Origin of the sequence: Marinilactibacillus sp. XAAS-LB27, assembly GCF_036039175.1 — a bacterium.
In the GTDB taxonomy this organism is placed as follows: domain Bacteria; phylum Bacillota; class Bacilli; order Lactobacillales; family Carnobacteriaceae_A; genus Marinilactibacillus.
This window is the reverse complement of record NZ_JAYXKP010000006.1, coordinates 25,340-48,440: the sequence shown is the minus strand read 5'-3', so window position 1 is coordinate 48,440 and position 23,101 is coordinate 25,340. Positions and strand designations below refer to the sequence as shown.

The 23,101-nt window shown below is 36.6% G+C and carries 24 protein-coding genes; 18 read left to right on the top strand and 6 right to left on the bottom strand.

The features are described from left to right. Nucleotides 1-131 precede the first annotated feature (131 nt). From glpK to VXN63_RS08535, 7 genes are all read left to right on the top strand, one after another. Complete coding sequence (gene glpK, locus VXN63_RS08565; RefSeq protein WP_327757621.1) at nucleotides 132-1,637, top strand: glycerol kinase GlpK; 1,506 nt, start codon at nucleotides 132-134, stop codon at nucleotides 1,635-1,637. Between the two features lie 26 nt (nucleotides 1,638-1,663). After that, nucleotides 1,664-3,493 (top strand): type 1 glycerol-3-phosphate oxidase, encoded by a 1,830-nt coding sequence (gene glpO, locus VXN63_RS08560; protein ID WP_327757619.1) that lies wholly within the window; start codon nucleotides 1,664-1,666, stop codon nucleotides 3,491-3,493. A gap of 5 nt (nucleotides 3,494-3,498) precedes the next feature. Further along, nucleotides 3,499-4,215, top strand: coding sequence for an MIP/aquaporin family protein (locus VXN63_RS08555; RefSeq protein WP_327757617.1), 717 nt, complete (start codon nucleotides 3,499-3,501; stop codon nucleotides 4,213-4,215). A 190-nt stretch (nucleotides 4,216-4,405) separates the two neighbouring features. Further along, a complete protein-coding gene (gene yghU / locus VXN63_RS08550; RefSeq protein WP_327757616.1) occupies nucleotides 4,406-5,188 on the top strand; it encodes a glutathione-dependent disulfide-bond oxidoreductase in 783 nt (260 codons plus the stop codon). A gap of 473 nt (nucleotides 5,189-5,661) precedes the next feature. Then, complete coding sequence (gene guaA, locus VXN63_RS08545) at nucleotides 5,662-7,182, top strand: glutamine-hydrolyzing GMP synthase (protein WP_327757768.1); 1,521 nt, start codon at nucleotides 5,662-5,664, stop codon at nucleotides 7,180-7,182. Between the two features lie 503 nt (nucleotides 7,183-7,685). Further along, on the top strand, nucleotides 7,686-8,705 hold the full coding sequence (locus VXN63_RS08540; protein WP_327757615.1) for a DUF6731 family protein: 1,020 nt from the start codon (nucleotides 7,686-7,688) through the stop codon (nucleotides 8,703-8,705). Between the two features lie 48 nt (nucleotides 8,706-8,753). Next, nucleotides 8,754-9,368, top strand: a complete 615-nt coding sequence (locus tag VXN63_RS08535) for a hypothetical protein (protein ID WP_327757614.1) — start codon at nucleotides 8,754-8,756, stop codon at nucleotides 9,366-9,368. A 165-nt stretch (nucleotides 9,369-9,533) separates the two neighbouring features. Here the strand turns inward: VXN63_RS08535 and VXN63_RS08530 are convergent, their stop codons facing one another. After that, entirely contained in the window at nucleotides 9,534-10,019 is a 486-nt protein-coding gene (locus tag VXN63_RS08530) for a GNAT family N-acetyltransferase (protein ID WP_327757613.1), read from the bottom strand. A 55-nt stretch (nucleotides 10,020-10,074) separates the two neighbouring features. Then, nucleotides 10,075-10,566: a DUF3221 domain-containing protein gene (locus VXN63_RS08525; RefSeq protein ID WP_327757612.1), complete on the bottom strand. Its 492-nt coding sequence runs from the start codon at nucleotides 10,564-10,566 to the stop codon at nucleotides 10,075-10,077. Nucleotides 10,567-10,843: 277 nt separating this feature from the next. Here VXN63_RS08525 and VXN63_RS08520 point away from each other — a divergent pair, with 277 nt between their 5' ends. The 10 genes from VXN63_RS08520 (at nucleotide 10,844) to VXN63_RS08475 (ending at nucleotide 19,903) form a co-directional block, all read left to right on the top strand. Then, nucleotides 10,844-12,109 (top strand): MFS transporter, encoded by a 1,266-nt coding sequence (locus VXN63_RS08520; RefSeq protein ID WP_327757611.1) that lies wholly within the window; start codon nucleotides 10,844-10,846, stop codon nucleotides 12,107-12,109. Between the two features lie 93 nt (nucleotides 12,110-12,202). Then, on the top strand, nucleotides 12,203-12,565 hold the full coding sequence (locus VXN63_RS08515; RefSeq protein WP_327757610.1) for a hypothetical protein: 363 nt from the start codon (nucleotides 12,203-12,205) through the stop codon (nucleotides 12,563-12,565). A gap of 334 nt (nucleotides 12,566-12,899) precedes the next feature. Further along, complete coding sequence (locus tag VXN63_RS08510; RefSeq protein ID WP_327757609.1) at nucleotides 12,900-13,520, top strand: MgtC/SapB family protein; 621 nt, start codon at nucleotides 12,900-12,902, stop codon at nucleotides 13,518-13,520. A 51-nt stretch (nucleotides 13,521-13,571) separates the two neighbouring features. Further along, nucleotides 13,572-14,648: an extracellular solute-binding protein gene (locus VXN63_RS08505; RefSeq protein ID WP_327757608.1), complete on the top strand. Its 1,077-nt coding sequence runs from the start codon at nucleotides 13,572-13,574 to the stop codon at nucleotides 14,646-14,648. Between the two features lie 71 nt (nucleotides 14,649-14,719). Beyond that, complete coding sequence (locus VXN63_RS08500; RefSeq protein WP_327757607.1) at nucleotides 14,720-15,742, top strand: ABC transporter ATP-binding protein; 1,023 nt, start codon at nucleotides 14,720-14,722, stop codon at nucleotides 15,740-15,742. 2 nt (nucleotides 15,743-15,744) lie between these two features. Then, on the top strand, nucleotides 15,745-17,601 hold the full coding sequence (locus tag VXN63_RS08495; RefSeq protein ID WP_327757606.1) for an ABC transporter permease: 1,857 nt from the start codon (nucleotides 15,745-15,747) through the stop codon (nucleotides 17,599-17,601). Nucleotides 17,602-17,675: 74 nt separating this feature from the next. Beyond that, complete coding sequence (locus VXN63_RS08490; protein WP_327757605.1) at nucleotides 17,676-18,665, top strand: YdcF family protein; 990 nt, start codon at nucleotides 17,676-17,678, stop codon at nucleotides 18,663-18,665. 247 nt (nucleotides 18,666-18,912) lie between these two features. Next, nucleotides 18,913-19,140, top strand: a complete 228-nt coding sequence (locus VXN63_RS08485) for a hypothetical protein (RefSeq protein WP_327757604.1) — start codon at nucleotides 18,913-18,915, stop codon at nucleotides 19,138-19,140. Nucleotides 19,141-19,174: 34 nt separating this feature from the next. After that, complete coding sequence (locus tag VXN63_RS08480; RefSeq protein ID WP_327757603.1) at nucleotides 19,175-19,411, top strand: hypothetical protein; 237 nt, start codon at nucleotides 19,175-19,177, stop codon at nucleotides 19,409-19,411. 12 nt (nucleotides 19,412-19,423) lie between these two features. Further along, the gene (locus tag VXN63_RS08475) at nucleotides 19,424-19,903 is read left to right on the top strand and encodes an anthrone oxygenase family protein (RefSeq protein ID WP_327757602.1); all 480 of its coding nucleotides are present in this window, start codon (nucleotides 19,424-19,426) and stop codon (nucleotides 19,901-19,903) included. Between the two features lie 65 nt (nucleotides 19,904-19,968). Here the strand turns inward: VXN63_RS08475 and VXN63_RS08470 are convergent, their stop codons facing one another. Together VXN63_RS08470 and VXN63_RS08465 are read right to left on the bottom strand one after the other, a co-directional pair. After that, nucleotides 19,969-20,505 (bottom strand): DUF2812 domain-containing protein, encoded by a 537-nt coding sequence (locus VXN63_RS08470; protein ID WP_327757601.1) that lies wholly within the window; start codon nucleotides 20,503-20,505, stop codon nucleotides 19,969-19,971. Nucleotides 20,506-20,507: 2 nt separating this feature from the next. Then, the gene (locus VXN63_RS08465; RefSeq protein WP_327757600.1) at nucleotides 20,508-20,825 is read right to left on the bottom strand and encodes a PadR family transcriptional regulator; all 318 of its coding nucleotides are present in this window, start codon (nucleotides 20,823-20,825) and stop codon (nucleotides 20,508-20,510) included. A gap of 304 nt (nucleotides 20,826-21,129) precedes the next feature. Here VXN63_RS08465 and VXN63_RS08460 point away from each other — a divergent pair, with 304 nt between their 5' ends. Next, complete coding sequence (locus VXN63_RS08460) at nucleotides 21,130-21,438, top strand: hypothetical protein (RefSeq protein WP_327757599.1); 309 nt, start codon at nucleotides 21,130-21,132, stop codon at nucleotides 21,436-21,438. A 117-nt stretch (nucleotides 21,439-21,555) separates the two neighbouring features. On the opposite strand, the gene VXN63_RS08455 is transcribed toward VXN63_RS08460, so the two are convergent. Together VXN63_RS08455 and VXN63_RS08450 are read right to left on the bottom strand one after the other, a co-directional pair. Continuing rightward, nucleotides 21,556-22,353, bottom strand: coding sequence for a MetQ/NlpA family ABC transporter substrate-binding protein (locus VXN63_RS08455; RefSeq protein WP_327757598.1), 798 nt, complete (start codon nucleotides 22,351-22,353; stop codon nucleotides 21,556-21,558). A gap of 58 nt (nucleotides 22,354-22,411) precedes the next feature. Beyond that, complete coding sequence (locus VXN63_RS08450; protein ID WP_442915306.1) at nucleotides 22,412-23,092, bottom strand: methionine ABC transporter permease; 681 nt, start codon at nucleotides 23,090-23,092, stop codon at nucleotides 22,412-22,414. Nucleotides 23,093-23,101: the final 9 nt, after the last annotated feature.

Below are 23,101 nucleotides of genomic sequence, written 5' to 3'. Positions count from 1 at the left end.
AGAAATTGAAAACTCTCAAAAAATTCAAAAATTCATAAAAAGCTGACATTTTTATTCAGTGAAAAACGGTTACAATAATAAAGTAAAGAAATCGGTTGCAACAATCGATTATAAATAGGAGGATTTTAATTATGACAGAGACTAAGTATATTATGGCGATTGACCAAGGAACAACAAGCTCAAGAGCAATCATTTATGATAAACAACTAAATACAATTGGTAGCTCACAAAAAGAGTTCACTCAAATTTTCCCTCAAAGTGGTTGGGTAGAACACAACCCGAATGAAATCTGGAATTCAGTTCAATCTGTTATTGCTGGCGCGTTTATTGAATCCGGTGTCAAACCAGAAAATATCGCTGGTATCGGAATCACAAACCAACGTGAAACAACAATCGTTTGGGATAAAGAAACAGGATTACCAATCTACAATGCAGTTGTATGGCAATCTCGTCAATCAGCACCAATCGCTTCAAAATTACACGAAGCTGGACATTCAAAAATGATCCACGAAAAAACAGGTTTGATTATTGATTCTTACTTCTCAGCTACTAAGATTCGTTGGATTCTTGATAACGTAGAAGGCGCTCAAGAACGTGCTGAAAAAGGAGAATTACTATTCGGAACGGTTGACACTTGGTTAGTATGGAAATTAACGGGTGGAAAATCATTCGTAACAGATTACTCTAACGCAAGTCGTACAATGTTATTCAACATTCACAAACTAGAATGGGATCAAGAAATCCTAGACTTACTGAACATTCCAATGGCAATGATGCCAGAAGTTAGATCAAACTCAGAAGTTTATGGCGAAACAGCAAACTACCACTTCTACGGAGCAAACACACCGATTTCAGGAATGGCAGGAGACCAACAAGCAGCATTATTCGGTCAAATGGCATTTGAGCCAGGAATGGTTAAAAACACTTACGGTACAGGTTCATTTATCGTTATGAATACAGGTGAGAAACCTCAACTTTCAGAAAACAACTTACTAACAACAATCGGTTACGGTATCAACGGTAAGATTTACTATGCATTAGAAGGAAGTATCTTCGTTGCTGGTTCATCTATCCAATGGTTACGTGATGGACTTAAAATGATTGAAAACTCAGCGGATTCAGAAGCGCTAGCGAAGAAATCTAAGAGTGATAACGAAGTCGTTGTCGTTCCAGCCTTCACTGGACTAGGTGCACCATACTGGGATTCAGACGCACGTGGTTCAGTATTTGGCTTAACTCGTGGAACAACAAAAGAAGACTTTGTTAAAGCGACTTTACAATCGATTGCTTACCAAGCACGTGACGTTATCGACACAATGAACAAAGATGCTGGAATCGATATTCCATTACTAAAAGTAGATGGCGGAGCAGCTAATAACGACTGGTTATTACAATTCCAAGCAGATATCTTGGGTACAAAAGTACAACGTGCACACAACTTGGAAACAACAGCACTAGGTGCAGCTTATCTAGCTGGTTTAGCTGTTGGATTCTGGGAAAGCATGGACGAAATCAAAGACATGTACGAAGAAGGCGGAACATTCGAACCTCAAATGTCAGAAGAAGAACGTCAAAAACTATACAAAAACTGGAGATTAGCTGTTAAGGCAACTCAAGTATACAAACCAGAAGCGTAGGAAGAGCAGCATAGGAGGAAAAGATTATGGTTTTCTCAATTGAAAGAAGAAAGCAAGATATCCAAGCTTTAAAAGAAGAAACATTAGACGTACTCATTATTGGTGGCGGGATTACAGGAGCGGGGTCTGCTTTGCAGGCCAGTGCTTCTGGTCTTAAAACCGGACTTGTAGAAATGCAGGATTTTGCGGAAGGAACGTCTTCTCGTTCAACAAAACTTGTACACGGTGGCTTACGCTATTTGAAAAACTTCGACGTTGAAGTTGTCGCAGATACTGTACAAGAACGTGCCGTTGTTCAAGGGATTGCGCCACATATTCCAAAAGCAGATCCAATGATTTTACCCATCTACGATGAACCAAACTCAACGTTTACAATGTTCTCTTTGAAAGTCGCAATGGATCTATATGATCAGTTGGCGAACGTCACAGGAACAAAATACGCAAACTATACACTAACAAAAGAAGAAGTCCTTGAACGTGAACCACAGCTGAAAAGCGAAGGCTTACTAGGTGCTGGTGTGTACTTGGATTACCGTAATAACGATGCACGATTAGTGATTGAAAACATCAAACGTGCCGCTGAAGATGGTGGACACATGGTGAGCCGCATGAAAGTAGTCAACATTACGCATGACGAAAACGGCAAAGCCAATGGTGCCGAAGTCGAAGACTTACTGACTGGTGAAACATTCAGTATCAAAGCGCGCATCGTGATGAATACGACTGGTCCTTGGTCAGATACGATTCGTCAAATGGACTCTAAACTTGAGGTAGCCCCTCAAATGCGTCCAACAAAAGGTGTTCACTTAGTCGTCGACAACAAGAAACTGTTTGTTCCGCAACCCACTTATTTTGACACAGGTAAACAAGATGGCCGCATGGTGTTTGTGATTCCTCGTGAAGAAAAAACGTATTTCGGTACAACTGACACAGATTACAAAGGCGACTTCTCAAATCCACAAGTGGAGCAAGAAGACGTGGATTACTTGTTAGAAATCGTGAATGGTCGTTATCCATCAGCAAATATCACGTTAGATGATATCGAATCAAGTTGGGCAGGTTTACGTCCACTAATCGCAACAAATGGTGGATCTGACTATAATGGTCTAAGTAACAAAACCGTTTCAGACGAAAGCTTTGACGAAGTGATTTCGATCGTTGAACAATACCAACAAGGTAAAGTAGAACGCTATGAAGTTGCGGACGTACTCAAAAATATCGAAAGCAATAGTCCAGAAGCAGAAGAAAGCCCATCTAAATTATCACGCGGAAGCTCTCTTGAGACGGACGAAGACGGTTTAGTAACTGTAGCCGGTGGTAAAATCACGGACTACCGTAAAATGGCTCTTGGCGCTATCAAACTGGCAATTGAAATCTTAGATAGAGACTTCGGTAAATCATACGAATTGATCGATTCTGAGAAATATGCAGTATCTGGTGGAGACATCGATCCTCAAAAAGTAGACGAAGAAACAGAAGCCTTAGCAAAATCTGGTATGGAAAAAGGATTAAGTGAATCCGAAGCAACCTACTTGGCTAATCTTTACGGATCAAACACACCAAAAGTTTACGCACTACTTGATGAAGTTGAACAAGTAGAAGGTTTAACAATGGCAGATACCATCAGTCTACGTTATGCAATGCAAGAAGAAATGGCTTTAACGCCAAGTGACTTCTTGATTCGCCGTACCAATCATATGCTGTTTATGCGCGACACATTGGATAATGTGATCGAACCAGTCATCTCAGAGATGGCTCGCTATAATGAATGGTCAGATGAAGCAAGAACACAGTACAAAAACGAATTGGAAAAAGCAATTGCTGAATCTGATTTAAAAACATTAAAGGGAGCTTGAATTAGATGAGTGGAGACGTATTAACGATTTTTAGTGAATTTTTAGGAACAATGTTTTTGATTTTACTAGGTGACGGTGTAGTAGCGGCAGTAAGCTTGAAGAAAAGTAAAGCTGAAGGCGCTGGATGGGTAGCCATCACAATGGGATGGGGAGCAGCTGTAACCATGGCTGTTTACATTGCAGGATTTATGGGACCCGCTCACTTGAACCCAGCCGTAACACTGGGTATGGCGATTATTGGAGATTTTGAATGGGCAATGGTTGTACCGTTCATCATCGCTCAAGTAGCTGGTGGTATTGCCGGAGCAGTTCTAGTGTGGTTAACTTATCTAGCGCACTTCAGAATCACTACTGATCAAGGCGCAATTTTAGGTACATTTGCAACAGGTGCAGAAATCGAAGACACTACAAGCAACATTCTTTCTGAAGTAATCGGTACATTTGTACTAGTATTTGGTCTAATGATGTTTGGACAAAATACCTTTACTGAAGGTTTGAACCCACTTGTTGTTGGGGTGCTGATTCTTTCAATTGGTCTTTCACTAGGTGGATCAACAGGATACGCAATCAACCCTGCTCGTGACTTAGGCCCAAGAATTGCACACCAATTCTTACCAATCGCGAACAAAGGTGGTTCTAACTGGGGATACGCTTGGATCCCAGTTGTTGCTCCAATGATCGGTGCAATTCTTGCAGGATTACTTTACTTGGTTATCGTATAATTTAGTCCCCTTTACGCGCTTAACACGTGAGTCGAAAGACTCGCTTGTTGAGCGTTTTTTAATTTGTACTAACATTGGGAATTCAAAGAATCTGGTGAAATCACTACAAATGATATGGCATGAAAATGGAATTCTTGTTAATAAAAGGATTAGTCAGTATACTGAAGTTAAATCATAAGGAGTGGATAATATGTCAAACTACGAAATTCCAGAAGTATGGGAATGGGAACCAGATGAAAAAAGTGAAACAGGTAACCAGCCTACAGCCGGAAGCCGATTCGAACAAAAACTTCCAGTAGGAGATCAACCTCTACAAGTCTATTCGCTAGGTACACCAAACGGCGTAAAAGTAGCGATTATGCTAGAAGAATTAAAAGAAGCCGGTGTTGAAAATGCTGGGTATGACTTATATAAGATCAATATCATGAACGGCGATCAATTCGGAAGTGACTTTGTTAATATCAATCCGAACTCTAAAATCCCGGCAATGATGGATCACTCAGAAGACCAACCGATTCGTGTATTTGAATCTGTATCGATTCTGTTATACCTAGCTGAGAAGTTTGAGACATTCATGCCAACAGCACTTGCTGAGCGCACGGAACTCATGAATTGGTTATTCTGGCAAACAGGAGCTGCACCATTCTTAGGTGGCGGATTTGGTCACTTCTACAACTACGCACCGACAGCACAAGAGTATCCAATCAACCGTTATACAATGGAAGCAAAACGTCAGCTTGATCTCTTAGACAAGCACTTAGCGGACAATGCGTATATGAATGGTAACGAGTACGGAATCGCAGACATGGCAATCTGGCCATGGTATGGTCGTCTTGTTCAAGGCGAATTATACGGTGAAGCGGACAAATTCTTGAAAGCTGACGAATACACAAACTTGAAAGCATGGGCAGACAAGATTCTTGAAAGACCAGCCGTTAAACGTGCACTTGAAGTAGAATATAAAGAACTTTAATTAAATGTCATTTAACCTTTCTCGCTGATCAACATTAGATGGTTTAGCGGGAAAGGTTTTTTTCTATGAACAAAAGTAATATAAATAAGCGTCGTAGTTTTTTATATTAAGTTGGCGTTCATTCGGTTTGGTAGATAATCAAAAATCAAAAATTCCTTGTTCGCTATTTGAATACGGTTTAGTAGCTTTATGGATCTGACTATTATTCGTGTTTTGGAATGAACTAGTTCTTTTTATAAGTATGATGTACGTGTTTTAATAGGTTTTATGGAAGGCAGTCATTTTGGAGGTGACTGTCTTTTCTTTAATTTTAGAAAGAAAACGGTGAAAAATTGAAATTATGGTACATAAAAGCGAACAATCATGATACACTAGTAAAAATCATTACGTAAGGGCTCGAAAAAAGAGTCATTAAAATTTAAAATAGAGGTGTAGATTTAGTGAGTGAATCCATTACGCAACAAGTAGAAAAAATGGCTGTTCTAGATTTCGGTAGTCAGTTCAATCAGTTAATTACACGCCGCATTAGAGAGTTTGGCGTCTTTTCAGAACTTTTACCACATACAGTTACAGCTCAAGAATTAAAAGAATCAAACGTTAAAGGTATCATCTTCTCAGGTGGGCCAATGAGTGTTTATGATGAAGAAGCTTTTTCAATTGATCCTGAGATTTTTGAACTCGGTATTCCAATCTTTGGAATTTGTTACGGGATGCAACTAATGGCTCACAAGTTAGGTGGGAAAGTTGAACCTGCCGGAACGCGTGAATACGGTAAGGCGACTCTTGAAATCAAGAACCGCTCAGCAGAATTGTTCACAACTCTTGAACAAGAAGAAACGGTTTGGATGAGTCACGGAGACTATGTAACAGAACTTCCAGAAGGATTCGAGATTACAGCTATCAATCCACATTGTCCAATCGCCGCAATCGAAAACAAGGCAAAGAACTTCCATGCTGTTCAATTCCACCCAGAGGTGCGTCACACAGAACATGGAAATGAGATCCTGCGTAACTTCGCATTTAACGTATGTGGCTTTGAAGGTAACTGGGATATGGGTCAGTTTATCGATCTTGAAGTAGATAAGATTCGTGAGCAAGTTGGAGACCGTAAAGTGTTGCTTGGACTTTCAGGCGGGGTAGATTCGAGTGTTACAGGTGTCTTGCTGAACAAAGCAATTGGTGATCAGCTGGTTTGTATCTTTGTAGACCATGGTTTGCTGCGTAAAGGTGAAGGCGATCAAGTGATGGGGAGTCTGGAGAACAAATTTGGACTGAATGTGATTCGTGTAGATGCAAAAGAACGCTTCATGAGCAAACTTGCAGGTGTCAGTGATCCTGAACAGAAACGTAAGATCATCGGAAATGAGTTTATCGAAGTCTTTAACGACGAAGCGACGAAACTTGAAGGCATTGACTTCCTAGCACAAGGAACGCTGTATACGGACGTTATTGAGAGTGGAACAACGACTGCACAAACGATCAAATCTCACCACAACGTAGGTGGATTACCGGAAGACATGCAGTTTGAATTGATTGAGCCAATGAACACCTTGTTTAAAGACGAAGTACGTGCGCTTGGAGAAGAGTTAGGCATGCCATCAAGTTTAGTATGGCGCCAACCGTTCCCGGGACCAGGACTTGCGATTCGTGTACTAGGTGAAGTCACAGAAGAAAAATTAGAAGTCGTTCGTGAAAGTGATGCCATCTTGCGAGAAGAAATTGCCAATGCAGGACTCGACCGCGATGTATGGCAATACTTCACAGTTTTACCAGGTTTCAAATCAGTAGGGGTTATGGGCGACGGTAGAACGTATGACTATACAATCGGTATCCGCGCCGTAACATCTATTGATGGCATGACATCAGACTGGGCAAGAATCCCATTCGATGTACTAGAAAAAATCTCCACACGTGTTGTAAACGAAGTGGATCATATTAACCGCGTAGTATACGATATTACGAGCAAGCCACCTGCTACAATTGAGTGGGAGTGAAAACAAATTACCCACGAATAATGCTGAACATCTCTAGTTTTTAGCGACTAGGGATGTCTTTTTTTGATTTGAGAAAAGAATAACGAATTATTCGATTTAATACAAAATTTGAAATATATATGTACTTAAACTAATAAATAAAATTATATAACTAAAAATTCTCGGGTATCATTCTTTAAAACTCAATAATGATATGATTGATTTACTAATTATACAATGTAAGTGAGAAAATATTGGAAAGTGAATTTAAGTAATCAAAATGCTTGAAAACTTCAACTAACAAATCCTAGAAAATAAGAACTATTTAGTATAGTAATATACTTTAGCTTAATTAAAATTCGGTTAACTTTAATTAAAATTGTATGCAAACGTAAGTTCTTGTTGTATTATAGATTAATAGTATCTGGAGGTTCATGTAAGCTGTCTAAGTTAATATAATGTTGTATTACTAATCCTTTTTTGTTTTAATTGGTTAAGGTTATATAATTATATGGAGGTGTATTATGAAATTACTATATTATAATATTTTCATTTGTAAAGATGGACAAAAAACAAGTTATCCAATTGAAAGATTAATCGATTTTATAAATAACGGAACTCCTTTAGAAAGAACAACTGTTGTAGAAGGAAAAACTATATTCTTGTCAAAACATAGATATCCAAATCAAGGAAGATCTGCCGGCGGAAGGAGCCAAGATGGGTCTGAATATGAAACTAGCAATAGATCTCTTTGGTTAGGAAAGTTCCTTGACGATAAACCGTTCGCTGGAGAAATTGGTAGTGATAATTTAGATGAAATATTAGGTGACGTTTATCAACCTAATACTTGCCTGTTCGTTTCTGACTCAAAATTACTTATTATGGAGTATAATTTTAATGGTCCGAGAAAACTGCAAATTGAAAATTTTCTTACTAAATACCTTAACCAAAATGGAGATAGTCAGTATACCGTGAAACTAATCCAGATAGTAAAACCTAGAGCAATGAATCTGGTTTCAGCCTCGGACAGTATAAAAAGTATCTCTATTACTGTTAAAAACGATAACTTTCAAATTTTGAATTTATTTCCTAATCCTGGAAATTCAGAAGGTGTCTTAGAAAGATTATTTAATGGTCCTGTAGCTGTCTCTAATCAATATGATGTTAATGAAACGACTGTTGTACTAAAAAAAGGGCGTATGAGAAGAAACATGAATGTTGATGACGTTACAAATATATTACTACTTTTAGATGCCGATTCTCCCCTGTTGGTTTCAGCTAAAGTAAGTTTTTTAAATCCTGAAACTAATGATGTAGACACTATTGATTTGAAACATGATGGATTTTATACTTCCAATGTCAACTGTGAAAATCTAACTGGTTTCGAATATCTTGCAAATCAAGTTACTAGTCATTATTACGATGAACAAGGAAGTAATAAAAATGCAGAGTTTCATCAATACTTGGGTGAAATTATACATATTGAGGTAAATGAAATTCAGTTTGGGTATCCAACAGAACCAACAATTGAAGATGATGTATAGGTTTATTTAGTTTAGCATAAGCTAATTTGTTGTAAATGGAGGTCTAGTATGAAAAAATTAATACGTTTTTTTGAACAAAATTTCTTAATAATCATTTTTTGTGTTTCTTTTTTTCTGTTACTCGTATTATATTTACTCCAACTATTTACTTCTATGAACGTTTTTAATGATTTTGTTATTGGTTTCGAATCAATAGCAATTATAGAAAATGGAAATCTTGTGACTATTTCGACTGTAATAATAGGTATTTATTTTTCGCTTTATACTTATATTCTTTCAGTAGATTCTGATTCATTTATTTCGAATTTAAAAAACTATAAAGAATTTTCTTCACTGATATCAATGGTTAATAGGGGCTTTGTTTCATCTTTTTCATTAGTACTGTTATCTTTTTTAAATGACTGGTTATATGGAATAATGAATAATTTTTATTTGGTGCTAATTGGAATTTTAATTATTATTATTTTTGGAAGTTTATTGCAGATTTCTATATATTATTGGTTGATTTTTAAATATGACTTCAAGAAAAAATATAATCAAATAAAGCAACAGAATGTTTCTGAATATGAAGAAATAATCCTTAAATCAGATTTGAAAAATTTTTTGGAGAAAGAAAAGTTAAAAGAACAACAAGATAAGTATAATGAGAACAACGACATATAAAATCTATTAAATAACTTAATTTTATAGGGAAAACTATCATATAAGTGATTACCAAAAAAATAAGAGAAGGCTCAATTAATAGGTAATTTTAGAAGTAGTACTTTTTATTTTTTATCACAATTCATTTGTATAGTCGAAGTAAATAAAGTTATCTATTCGTAAATCTTATCGCAGTTTTAATTTTATAATTTCATCTTCATCAACATCTTTAATCCCCATTTTTCGAAACCCAGCAGATAGATAGAGGGAATAAGCAGGGTTGTTCTCAGGAGAACTTGATAAAATCAAGGTAGTTGCTGGACCATGTGGGCGAGAATTTACTAATTCAATAATTTGATAAAGAGCCTGTTTTCCATAACCGAATCCTTGATATTTATTATCTATCATTATACGCGATAGATAATAAATATCTTCATCATCATCTGGATCGTTGATATCTCTTGGTTGGTAAACGACTAATGCGAATCCAACCATAGTCTCTTTATTGTAGATAGCAAAGGGCATAGGTATGTTCAGTGGATGATTAGTGAGCGCATATGTTTCAGAAAGGCTGTATGCATTAGAAGCAAGATACCCAATTTGAGAATCTAGTACTTTTAATCCGATGCACTCTTCAAAATTGTCTTCTGTTATTATTTCTAATTCAATCAAAATAAACCATCTCCTATATCCATTTCTCAATAAAGTTGGCGAGTTGTTTATCTTACTATTCATCAAGGATCTTATGAGAATAGTCAACTTCATCAAATAGGCTTCTCAAGATAATAGACCAAGTATCTTGATTTTCGTCGTAATATATTGATTTAACACCTAGAGGATGGTTCTCTGGTGAATATTGAGGTAAGATTTTATCTAGTACTTCAGATTTAGTTAAATCAGCCCCTTCAGGTTGTTCGCTAGGAATGACATTTAGTGTACCAATTGTTGCTTGAGCTGGATAAGTTTCGCGCACACCATCAGCATACCAAACTTCGACCAAATCACCAATCTTAACTTCATCGAGAGCGTTGCTTGCAGTAACCGCATCGTAAAAACCTTCGCTACTACCTGTAGAACCGTAGTCTGCAGAATGGTTACTTACAATTAAAACAGACTCATCATTTTTATCCATCACGTATCCTGTAATGTTTGGTTCATTTTGAGTGCATCCAATCATTAAAAAACAAAAAGGCAAAATTAATAAAAGACTTCTTTTCATAAAATCCCTCCTCCTCATAAGCAGCTGCAACTAATAGTCTAAGCACTTCCAATTTGTATAAACTTACAAAATCAGTATAGCAAAAGTAAGGAATCCTGTAAGGGATAAAAGAAAGAATTATCTTGAAAATTCCGTTGCTTCTTTTGTGACTCTTCGTCTAAAATGGATGAAGATGTAAATTTTCAAAAAGATTTGTATTAGAATACATATATGAGGTTCTTCTAGAATCCGGAAAATTCTATAAAGTAATAATTGTCATGAAGAAAGGAGTGTTGTCTTGTTAACTGTTTTAAAAAATAAAAACTTTAAGCTACTATTGATTGGTAACTCAACGTCCATATTAGGGACATTAATGTTGAATATCGCTTTATCACTTTATGTACTGCAACTTACCAATTCAGCTACACAATTTTCATTTGTTTTGTCTCTACAATTATTAGCGACTGCTTGTCTCAGCCCTTTTGTAGGGACTTTAGTGGATGGCTGGAATAAGAGGAAAACAGTCATCTATTTGGATTTGATCAGAGGGCTATTTGCCTTGATTATGTTTGCCATTTCTTTACGTGTTTCACTTACTATGAGTTTAGTTTATATGATAGTCCTATTTTATTCTTTAAGTGAAATATTCTTCAACCCAGCTTTTGCATCGATCATACCACAGATTGTGAAGCAAGAAGAGTTGCCAAATGCAAACGCACTGTATGGCGTGATTGCGGATGCTTCATATGCACTTGCACCAATAATAGGAACTAGTTTATATGCATTCACAAATATGTCTATGGTGTTGCTAGTTACCGGAATTACTTACTTAATTTCCTCAGTTTTAGAAGGATTCATGTTTTTTGAAGAAGAGGTTAAAAAAGCCGAAAAAGAACACTACTTAAAAGATGTGATGAGTGGTTTTAAACTTTTATTAATAGATAAGAAAATCACCTCTTTATTCGCGAATGACGTATTGAGTCATTTAATCATCTTTCCCTTTATAAGTGTAGGCGTTCCATACATAATGCTAACCATTTTAAGAAACAGTGAACAGTCATATGGGATTATACAAAGTATTGCAACCATAGGATCCATTGCTTCTTTCTTATTACTTCCCATGTTAAAAAAGCGTTTTTCTATAGAAAACAATATCACTATTGGGCTTTTTGGGGTTATCGTATTTGGGTTTTTATTGCTCCCATTAATAAACGAAGGATTTCTAACTATTCTTAGAGAGAATTCTATCTTGTCGATTCTCTTTTTTGGTTCTTCTCATTTTGTATTGTATATCTCTTTTGCACTGTACTTGATCTTCTATACGACGTTGTATCAATCAATGATTACACCAGAAAAGATTGGACGATTTGTTTCAGTTGAAACGACATTTCATTCAATGGCTAGATTGATCGGCGTATTACTGTTTGGATTTCTGTTTGAGCAATTTACAATTCAAGTACCTATACTAGTCTTAATTTTGGCGTCTGTAATGAAGGTAATTGCGCATATTCCTTTTATGAAAGTCGATAGAAAAAGAACACTAGATTATAAAAGTATGGAATAAATAGAATTTCTGGAATATTTAAAGGTGAATTTAAAAGGATACTTCAATTAAAGCAGAATAATAGATTGATATTTAACGGAGAGGAGGAATAGTGTGAATCACGACTATCCATCAAGACGAAAAATTATAGTGGATGGAATGCTAAAGAAGCGAACGAAGAATCAAATGACAGTTGGAGATAGAGTGTTTCTGATTTCAGACGAACTAGCAAGAAGAATACGTAAAAGAAACTGGCTGATTGGGTCGACGACATTTTTGTTATCTTTAATTTATTTATACTCTATGGAAAAGTTTAATATGCCTGCTTCAGAAGTAAACATAGGTGATGGTGTATACTCACAAGGACTCAGTTATACGTTCATTTTTATAAGTGCAGTCGTTATTTTAGCAGTCATATTTTTAGTCACAGCGATACCCAAAAATGTACAGGATCATATTATTAAGGAATTGTATTGAATATATAAAGCGAAACTTATTCTGATGTGCTCCAACTAAAATCGTCAAAGCGTTAGGATATGCTAATGATTAATTGTCCAAATGAGCATTAAATACATAAAAAAAAAGCCTAACTGGTAGTTGTTGGATATCTTAATACGTACAAAACTAATTAGATACCGGTTCCATAAAAGCGTTGACAAAAATAGTGACTACAATTATACTAGGGTGGTACCGGTTCCTAAAGCGTTTTCTTAAATGAACTGTTTTGTAAATAATTGAGGGGGAAATAATATGAATTTATTTTTTTGATTTGAGTCAATTAAATACAATAACTATTTCACTTAGGGTATTGATGGCAGTTGTAGTAGGCGGGATTATCGGTCTAGAAAGAGATATGAAAAACCATGCGGCTGGTTTTAGAACCTATATATTGGTTTGTTTAGGATCCACAGTTGTTATGATGACAAATCAGTTTATATCAGATACGTATCTAGTAGGCGACCCTTCGAGAATGGGTGCCCAAGTAATCAGCGGTATCGGATTTCTCGGAGCGGGAACGATATTGGTCACGAACAACAATCATGTAAGAGGATTAACGACCGCAGCGGGACTCTGGTCAGCGGCATGTGTAGGACTAGCAATTGGTATCGGATTTTATGAAGGCGCTATTATTGGTGCTTTTGCATTACTCGTTATTATGAACTCTTTTCAGCGGTTGAAAAAAGCATTTATGAGCCAACGAAAAGTGGTTGATTGTTACATCTTATTTGAAACGGTAGTCGATTTTCATAATTTTTTGTCCTATTGTGCTTTAGAGGATTGGAAAGTGCTGAGTATTGAAGGGAACACGGATAAAAATGAGAATATTTTATACTACATGTCGATTAAGTTTAACAATCACGTAGAAGCTAAAAGTTTAGTAAAGAACTATCATGGCATCAAAGGTGTGCTGTCCGTTGAGGAACCAGAATAGAAAAAAATAAAATATAATTAAAAATTAAAAACCATAAAGGAGACGAAAATCATGAATAAGAACTTACTTGTTGCGTTATCATCAACAGCTTTATTATTAGGGGCTTGTGCTTCTGGAGATAATCAAGGATCGGAAGGTACTAGCAGCGAAGGAAGCGGCGATGGCAATAAAGAAGTATTGGTTTATTCCAATTCTCTAGCCGGTGGAAGACAAGAATGGATCGATGATTTAGCGAGTGATGCTGGATTCAGCATGCAGTATGTGGAAGCGGGCGGCGGAGACGTGTTGAACCGTTTGTTAGCAGAAGCGAACTCACCCCAAGCAGATGTGACGTTTGGTATGGATGAAGCGATGTTCTTTGAGCTAGTCGACAACGATATTTTAGTTGACTATGAACCAGAATGGTTGAGCCAAATTCCTGAAGACACCATGATAGGCGAGTCCATGTTTCATCCTTTAGTAGAACAAAGAATTTTCATGATGTATAATCCTGAGTTCGTTAGCGAGGACGAAGCACCGGAAAACTGGCAAGACTTAAGTGAAATGACAGACTTTGCACAACAGTATCGTGTGCCAGCATCATTGGCTTCAGGTACGGATCAAAAAGCGATTTTAAGTATTTTACTACAATACGTCGATGAAGATGGCGATCTGGGAATTTCACAAGAAGGCTGGGATGAAGTTGAAGCCTATCTAGCGAATGGTTATCAAACACCAGAAAATGAAGAACAGCTTCAAAACTTTGCGGAAGGAACTGTGCCGCTTAGCTATCACTTCCTTGGTGGAATACCAGGAGCAGAAGAAGAGTTTGGATTTACAGCCGTTCCGATTAATCCAGAACAAGGCGTCATCACAATGAGAGAACAAATCGGTGTGATCAATAAAGGAGACGACCACGACTACGCAGCAGCACAGGAGTTTGTCGACTGGTTCGGTAGTGCGGAAGTTCAAAGTGCGTTCGTAGAAGAATTTGGCGGTTTACCTGTTAATGAAGAAGCCTATGCGAGTGCATCAGATCGACTGATTGAAATCGCTGAAGCAACGGAACCGATGGAAGTAGATTGGAACTTTGTTCGAGAAAATCTTAATGCATGGATCGAAAAAGTTGAATTGGAATTAATGCCATAGAATAATGTCGAAAAGCAAAATAGAAATTATTTTGCTTTTTAACATTTACAAAGAATGTAAGGGGTAGTTGTATGATTGAAATCAAAGATTTACAGATAAAATATGATGATTTTGTGGCAATCAATGACATTAACTTTCAAATCGAAGAAGGCGAATTTTTCACACTTCTGGGACCATCAGGATGTGGGAAAACGACCACACTTCGTGCTATAGCCGGTTTCAATAAGCCAAGCAAAGGTAGTATTAATGTAAAGGGCAAGAATATTACGAATACACCGATAGAAAAAAGAGGATTGGGTATGATCTTTCAATCATACGCTTTGTTTCCTACAATGAGTGTTTATAATAATATTGCTTATGGTTTAAAAATAGAAAAGAAATCTAAAAGTGACATCCATGAACGTGTATTAGAACTGGCAGAGCTGGTCGAATTGAATGAAAGTCAATTGGAGAAAAATGTATCTGATCTTTCTGGTGGACAACAACAACGTGTGGCCATCGCTAGAGCATTAGCCAAGAGACCTAATATCGTATTATTTGATGAACCCTTATCCAATCTAGATGCAAAATTGAGAAAGCAATTACGCTTAGAATTGAAAAGAATTCAAAGAGAAACAGGTATGACGGCGATCTACGTTACCCATGATCAAGATGAAGCGCTAGAAATTTCAGATAAAATTGCTGTGTTTAATGATGGTGTTATTGAACAAATTGGTACACCTAGAGAAATTTATGACCACTCTTCAACTGAGTTTGTATGTAAATTCATTGGAGAAGCCAATTACATCGATCGCGCTTTGATCGAGTACATTAATCAGCATAATGAAAAGAGACAATTTGATGCAACTTCTAGACATTACATTCGTGAAGAAAAAATCAAATTGTGGGTGCCGGAGAATAGCGTCGCAGTACCTATTCAAGCTAAGATTATCGATGAAGTTTTTTACGGGACTTTTTCTACCTTTATTTGTGAAGCATTAGATACTACCCTTAGAATCATTGTAAAAGAAGATGGAAATGATGTCATTGATTCGAGCAAGGAGCTAACCGTCTACATTGAGCCGAAAGATATTCTGGAATATGGGGGCGATTAAAAATGAATCATCCATTTATTAACAAGATGAAAGATTCTAATATTCTATCGAGAATCCCCTTTTACTTGTTTTGTGGTTTTACCGCTTGGTTCGTCGTAACGTTACTCATTCTTCCAAATATCAATGTGCTCGTCGATATTTTCTGGGTAGACGGGCAATTGAGTTTATCTGCTATTGGTCGCTTATCAAGCTCAAAAAGAGCTATAAGCGCTATATTAAATTCCTTTTTACTTGCTACCGTACTAACTTTTACAGTCAACATCGTTGGCGTTTTTATCGTACTGGTTACGGAGTATTTTGATATTAAGGGATCTAAATTATTAAGAATAGGCTTTTTATCCACTTTAGTTTTTAGTGGAATGGTTTTAAACAATGGATATCTATATGTCTATGGTCAAAATGGCGTGCTTACAAACTTCATGTTACGATTTTTCCCGGAAATAAACCCTGGTTGGTTTACAGGTTTCCCGGCCGTATTATTCGTCATGACATTTGCATGTACAACAAACCATATGCTCTTTTTTAGAAATGGTGTTAAAGGATTAGACAATAGTACGATAGAAGCAGCAAAAAACTTGGGTGGAAATCAGTGGAAAGTACTGAAAGATGTTGTTTTCCCAACTTTATTCCCGGTTATGATGACACTGATCATTATGTCCTTTCAAATGGGTCTGGGCGCAATGGCTGCACCGATTATGGTTGGGGGACGTTTTGAAACGATCTCACCGCTCATTCTAAGTTTTACGCAGCGTCCCGGTTCAAGAGACCTTGCTGCCTTGTTATCGATCATTTTAGGGATTGCACAGATTATATTGTTGGTTGTTATGACCCGAAATGAGAAAAAAGGAAACTACATGTCTATATCAAAGACGAAAACACGTGTAGCAAAACAAAAAATTGATCATCCAGTGGTTAATGCGATTGTTCATATCATTTCGTATCTTCTGTTTTTAGTTTACATGATTCCCTTGATACTGGTGATCTTGTTCTCTTTCATGAACTTACAAGGAATATCTCAGACCATACTATCATTTGAATATTTCACCTTGTCTAATTACGCAGATATTTTGACCAATAATAACAATTATGGTCCATTGCTAACGAGTGTGTTCTACTCAGGTGGAGCGGCTGTATTAGCTGTACTATTCATGATTATGATTGCAAGAATCGTAATGAAAAATAAGAACAACAAACTAGCAGAATGGACGGAGTATTTTTTCTATATTCCGTGGTTGCTACCAGGCTTGATGCTAGCTTTAGGTTTGATCATATCTTACGATGCACCATCTTGGTTGCTTTTAGGAAATAGTGTAATAGGGAGCGTATGGATTTTACCCTTAATGTATCTGATTATGATGCTACCTTCTACTTTGAGATATATTAAAGGAGCTTACTACTCTTTTGATAACAATTTAGAAGATGCTTCTCGAATACTAGGATCTTCTTCTTTACGGACATTTGTCCAGGTCATTCTTCCAGCGCTGCTTCCAACAGCTCTAGCTTTAGTAGCATTAAATTTCAACAACTTCTTGGCTGACTATGATCTTTCTGCATTCCTCTATCATCCAGCATACCCAACGATTGGTATTGCCATACGCCAAAATGCGGATGCTGCTAACAACGTGAATGCTGCAGCAGTAAACTTAGTGTACTCAGTCATCATTATGGGGGTTAGTGCATTCATGTTTTATATTGTATACGGTAGAGGCTCGAAGGTTGGAGAAAAAAAGAGTGGTTTAAAAAAATCTAAAAAAAGAATTAAATTACCGGTTGTCAATACAGCTATGGGAGATATGGATGTAAACAAGTCGCTTCCAGATACTGAAAAAACAATCAATACAAACAATGGTAAGAACTAAATGAAAACAGTTGAAAAGTCATCGTTACTAATATAATGAAGGTGAAATGTACTAAACGAGAAAGGCGGGTATGAATGAATAGTAGTCCGGTTGTAGTAGAAGATTATCAAGGAAGCGTGGATCCAACGATTTTGATTCCGGCAATTGGCTCGAGTTTCAAAGGTTTGACTGATTTTGATAGTATTGTTGATCATTTGGAAAACTGGCGATATAAAAGTGCGCTAGAAGCTATTGACGAAATGATTCAAGACGATCATCAAAAGATGAATGCATTATTCTTGAAGGGAGAAATACTGGCACACTTTGACGATAACATAGGAGCGATACAAGCATTTTCTAAAATTCTTGAAATCGACCCCGGTAATAGCGCAGCCTTAGTAATGATATTGATCCAGCAAACCATTATTAATACTCCTACAAAAGATAGGATGCAGTATCTAGATCGGCTTGAGGAGAGTTGCCGTCCGCTCTACCAGAAGTTCAAGAATGTTTTGGCGTTTATAGAAACGAATAAGATGAGAAACGATTTTTATGACCATAAACCTGTCGACTTGATTTGCGTATTTGGTTATTTCTTGAACGACGATGGTTCTTTTCCACCAACGCTGATTGAAAGGTCAACTATTATAAAAGCACTAGCTGATGAAAACCCTGCAGCAACGATTTTAATTAGTGGTGGAGCCGTTCAAAATGAGTACGTTGAGGCAAATGAGATTAAAAACCATTTGATCATGTTAGGTATTGAAGAAAGTAGAATGGTGTCATTGGTTCAAGCAAGGGATACCGTTGGTAACGTTATGGAATTTGTAGAGTATATCCAACCCAGAAAGGTGACAGGTATTTGTGTAGTGACTTCTAAAGAACATCTTTCAAGGTGCTGGATGGCGCTTAAGATGGGTTTGGACAGGATAGGGTATCAAACCCGTTTAACCGCTCTATCCCCAGAAAATAAAGGAAACAAAGCTTCGATGTCTGAACAAGCTAGACTTAGTTACCAAACTGTCTTTAGAGCAGCGGGGTTATTTGATAAGAAAGATTTAGATGAGTTTATTTCCTCTATATAGTCAAATCGAAAGAAAGTTATAAGTCTTTGATTCGATAAAAAGAAAAGCTAAGAAGCCTACTCTGCTTCTTAGCTTTTCTTATAGTGCGATATTTATTAAAAGCTTATAGCAGTTTATCCATCTAACCATAGATATATTGAAATGAAGAGTATTGGCTATAGTATGTAAGAGTCACACAATATATAATGAAAATAGATACTCGAAAAACAGTTTGAGAAATTTTGGTAAATAAAAAGGAGAGTATAACTTGAATAAAATCAATGTAACCATTTTTTATAACGATAGTTTTCCAAAGAAATATGTATTATCTAATGAAGAGGCCGTAGATTTAATTAAGCTAATCAAAGAAGATGTCAGTGAATTTGAGATTAAAGAGAATACGTATAAGACTGAAGACTTGAGTTCAATCAGTTTTTCAGATGTGGATTACGAAGGTCAAGTACAAGGCGTCGCAATTCAGTTCAACGAACAATAAGTACATTAAAAATTTTAAAAGGTAGGATACATTTATGGAAAACATTGATGTCACTTTAACTTACAAAGATCATTTTCCAGAAGAATATATGATATCTAACGAAGAAGCGGTTAATCTCATTAATATTCTTAAAAAAGGGCCAGAAGAATTTACAATTAAAGGAAATACTTATAAAGTTGCGGAGTTTAGAACGATCGTATTTCCAGATGTGGATTATGAAGGTCAAATACAGTCGGTTGCGCTTCAGATCGCTGACGACTCAAAACTTTAAAGGAGCATCATCATGGATGATTTAGTAAATAGTCTACTGTTTTTTTCGCTAATCGGTTCGGGGTTAGTGGCAGGTATGTTTTTTGCTTTTTCAAACTTTATCATGAAGGCTTTTTCCAAGGTGTCTCATTCAAATGGAATGACGGCTATGCAGGAAATTAATAAGACAGTACTAAATCCTTGGTTTTTCTTGTTTTTTTTAGGAACGGCTTTATCTAGTGTAGTATTAATGATTCTTTATTTCTTTACATCTCTAGTCACCGTATGGGGGCTGATTGGCGCTACTTGCTATTTTTTTGGTTGTTTCATGGTCACAGGGATAAGAAATGTGCCTCTCAATAATGAATTAGCCAAGGTTAATACAGAAGATAAAGAGAGCAAGGTATGGAGACACTTCCTTAAAACTTGGACAACATGGAATCATGTTCGTACATTAGCAAGTTTAGTAGCGATGATTTTATTCTTAATTAATCTATTATCTTCAACAAATTAAAAAGAGTAAGCCCACTTAGGTCGTTAATCTAAGTGAGCTTACTCTTTTACTCAATGTATAAGATATTAACGCTTCATACGTTTAATTTTCATAGATAAGTTCAACCACAATTTTACATAAAGAATAATCGCGACACTGAATAAAATCACCATGGGAATACTAATGAAAAGAATCCCTCTTGGTAAAGTTGTAGAGAGGCTAAATGGGATCAAAAACATTAACATGAAACCATAAAGAGTCCAACGGTAGCGTATTTTTTCAAACAGGGCGATTTTAGATTCATTGTCAGTGAAAATCTCATTTACTTCCTTGTCTTGTGCAGCTTTTTTGAAGTAGCACCACTCGCCGTCAAAGATTGTATATGTAGAGACGAGTGTCCAGCCACTATCTTCAAATAGTTGAATATAATCGTCTTTTTCGTCCTTTTTACCATCAAAATAATCTATACGGTAATCAATATTTGCAGGTTCACTTTGCTCAAAGTGGTATTTCAGTCCTTTATATTCAGTAAACTGCCAGCCTTTTAATGCCATCTCTTTCAAAAAAACTTCTTCTTTTTCGTAGTTATCGACAGTAATAAATTTATAAACAGACTTTTTCATGGCTAATCAATCCTCTCAGAATTTTTGTAAAGTTCTTCAATACGTTTCTTTTCTAGTTGTAAAAAAGTTTTTCCAGTTGGTGTGATTTGGTAAATCTTTCGCTTGCCTTCTTCTTTAACAATGTCGATCAGACCATCTTTTTTTAGCTTGGATAAACTACCGTATAAAGTTCCAGCACCAAAGCTGAGTCGGTTGTTGGTTAGTTCTTCAACATCTTGCATAATGCCGTATCCGTGTCGTTCTTCTTGCAAGGATAACAGAACATAAAAGGCCGTTTCTGTCATCGGGTTATATACTTTGTGTAAATCTTCATCACTCATTTTACATCGCACCTCGATATACTTTTATTTGAGATTAGTATATCGAGGTACGATGTAAAAGTCAACAGGAAAGTAAAAATAAATTGAAATTATTTTTAATCATCATTACAGCTATGATGACAAAAATAAAACGGTAGAAAAAGCAGAAGCAATCACTTGGAAGTTGTATAATAGAGGAAGATTAAGTTAAGTAAAAAAGCTTTATGGTGAAAAAGGTAATGCTACTTTAAACCTTGACTATTTACGTGTAGATGTACATGATCTGGTGGTGAAAAAATAAAATACTGATAAAAGAGGTGTTTTTATGAATGAAGAAGAATTCGATGAAGAAAAATTTGAAAAAGAATGGGGTAATGAACCTACTCCGCTACCGCTAAATGGCTTAATATATTATCTTGAATATGGAAGAGAAATAGAATTCAGCTATCGAGGGCAGTCATATTTTATTGATCATAGTAGTAAAGAAGGGCGAACGGTATGGATTGATCAAACTGCCGTAAGTGAGGCGTATAATGATGATTTTATAGAAAATTTAGATAAGATATTTTTGCAAGGTAAAAGTCTTACTGATATATTTAGAGATGAAGAAGGCTTGATTGAATTTCTTTATTAATGAAAATTTTACTCAAAAAAGCCATCAAATGAGGGATTATTCATCCTACATTTGATGGCTTTTAATGTATCCTATAAATGAGTGATTTGTATCTTAATGCTGCTCTTTAAGTAATGACTATTCCCAAACTGGAATAGAAGAATTTTGTGTAACTTCAGCGATGATGGCTGCAGTTTCGTCCGTTTGATAAGCTTCTACGATTTTTTGGTAAACTTCACTATCAACTTCGTTAGCGCGAACAACGATAGCGTTCGTATAAGGTTCTGATTCTTCATTTACGGGTTCTAAGAAAATCGCATCTTCAGATGGAATGTATCCAGCATCTACGGCCATCCCGACATTAATGACAGCTGCTGTAGCATCAGTTAATGAACGAGCAGTCTGGTTTCCAGCAACGGTTACGATGTCTAAATTCTGTGGATTATCTGTTATATCATCAACAATAGGGTAATTGCCTTTTTCTGGATCAACCGTGATCAAACCAGCTGATTGTAAAAGAATCAGTGCACGACCTTCGTTTGAAGCATCATTTGGGATCACAATCGTGTCACCATCTTGGATGTCTTCGACTGAAGTGACTTCTTCAGAATAAATACCTAATGGATTTAAGGTTGTATCTGCGATAGGCGTCAGGTCATTGTCGGTATCTTTGTTGAAATCATCTAGGAAAATAACTGTTTGGAAAGCATTTAAATCAATGTCCCCGTCAGCTAGTGCCACATTAGGTGTTTGGTAGTCAGAGAAAGTAACGATCTCTAGATCAATATCTTGATCAGCCAAGCGGTCTCTTACGTCTTCCCAAGCTTCATTGTTTTCTCCGACAACCCCTAGTTTAACGGTTTCTCCATTGCTTCCACATGCTGCTAATAACAATACACCTACTAAACCGAATAGTGCTAATACGTTCTTTTTCATCATCTTTTTCCTCTTTTCAAAATTTATATTTTCTTATCGTTTTACTAGATTGATGCGGTTAATGAGATGTTTTTCGAATCAATATGCGTCCTACCCATTGGGTGAAGAACACAATCAATATGATGATTAAAGTGGAAACGATAGTGACGTCAAGTTGGTATCGGTTATATCCTCTGGCAATCGCAAGATCTCCAAGGCCACCACCTCCAACGACTCCAGCCATTGTCGTTAGTCCAATCAAGTTAATAATTGAAACAGCTGATACTCGAACCAGAGAAGGGAAGCCTTCTTTTAAATAAACGCCAAAGATGATTTCAAGAGGCGAAGAGCCCATGGATTCTGCGGCTTCCACAATACCTGGATCCACTTCAAGTAAAGCATTTTCAACTTGTCTGGAATAGAATGGAATAATTCCGATAACGATTGGAACGATTGCGGCAGTTGTCCCGATGGTTGTCCCAACGATCGCTCTTGTGAAGGGCGCAAGTAGAGCCATTAAGATAATGAAAGGAATCGAGCGTCCAGTGTTAACGAATTGGTCTAAGATATTATAAAACTTTGGCCGTTCTAAAATACCTTGTTTGTTTGTGACTACTAAGATCACCCCGAAGATAATTCCAATGGCTCCGGCAATAACAGCTGCGATCAGTGTCATATAGATCGTTTCCCAAGTGCTTTCAAGAATACGGTCTTGAATACCCCAGGCATTGGGGGCAATGCTTTCTAAAAATGCGGCTATCTGATTCAT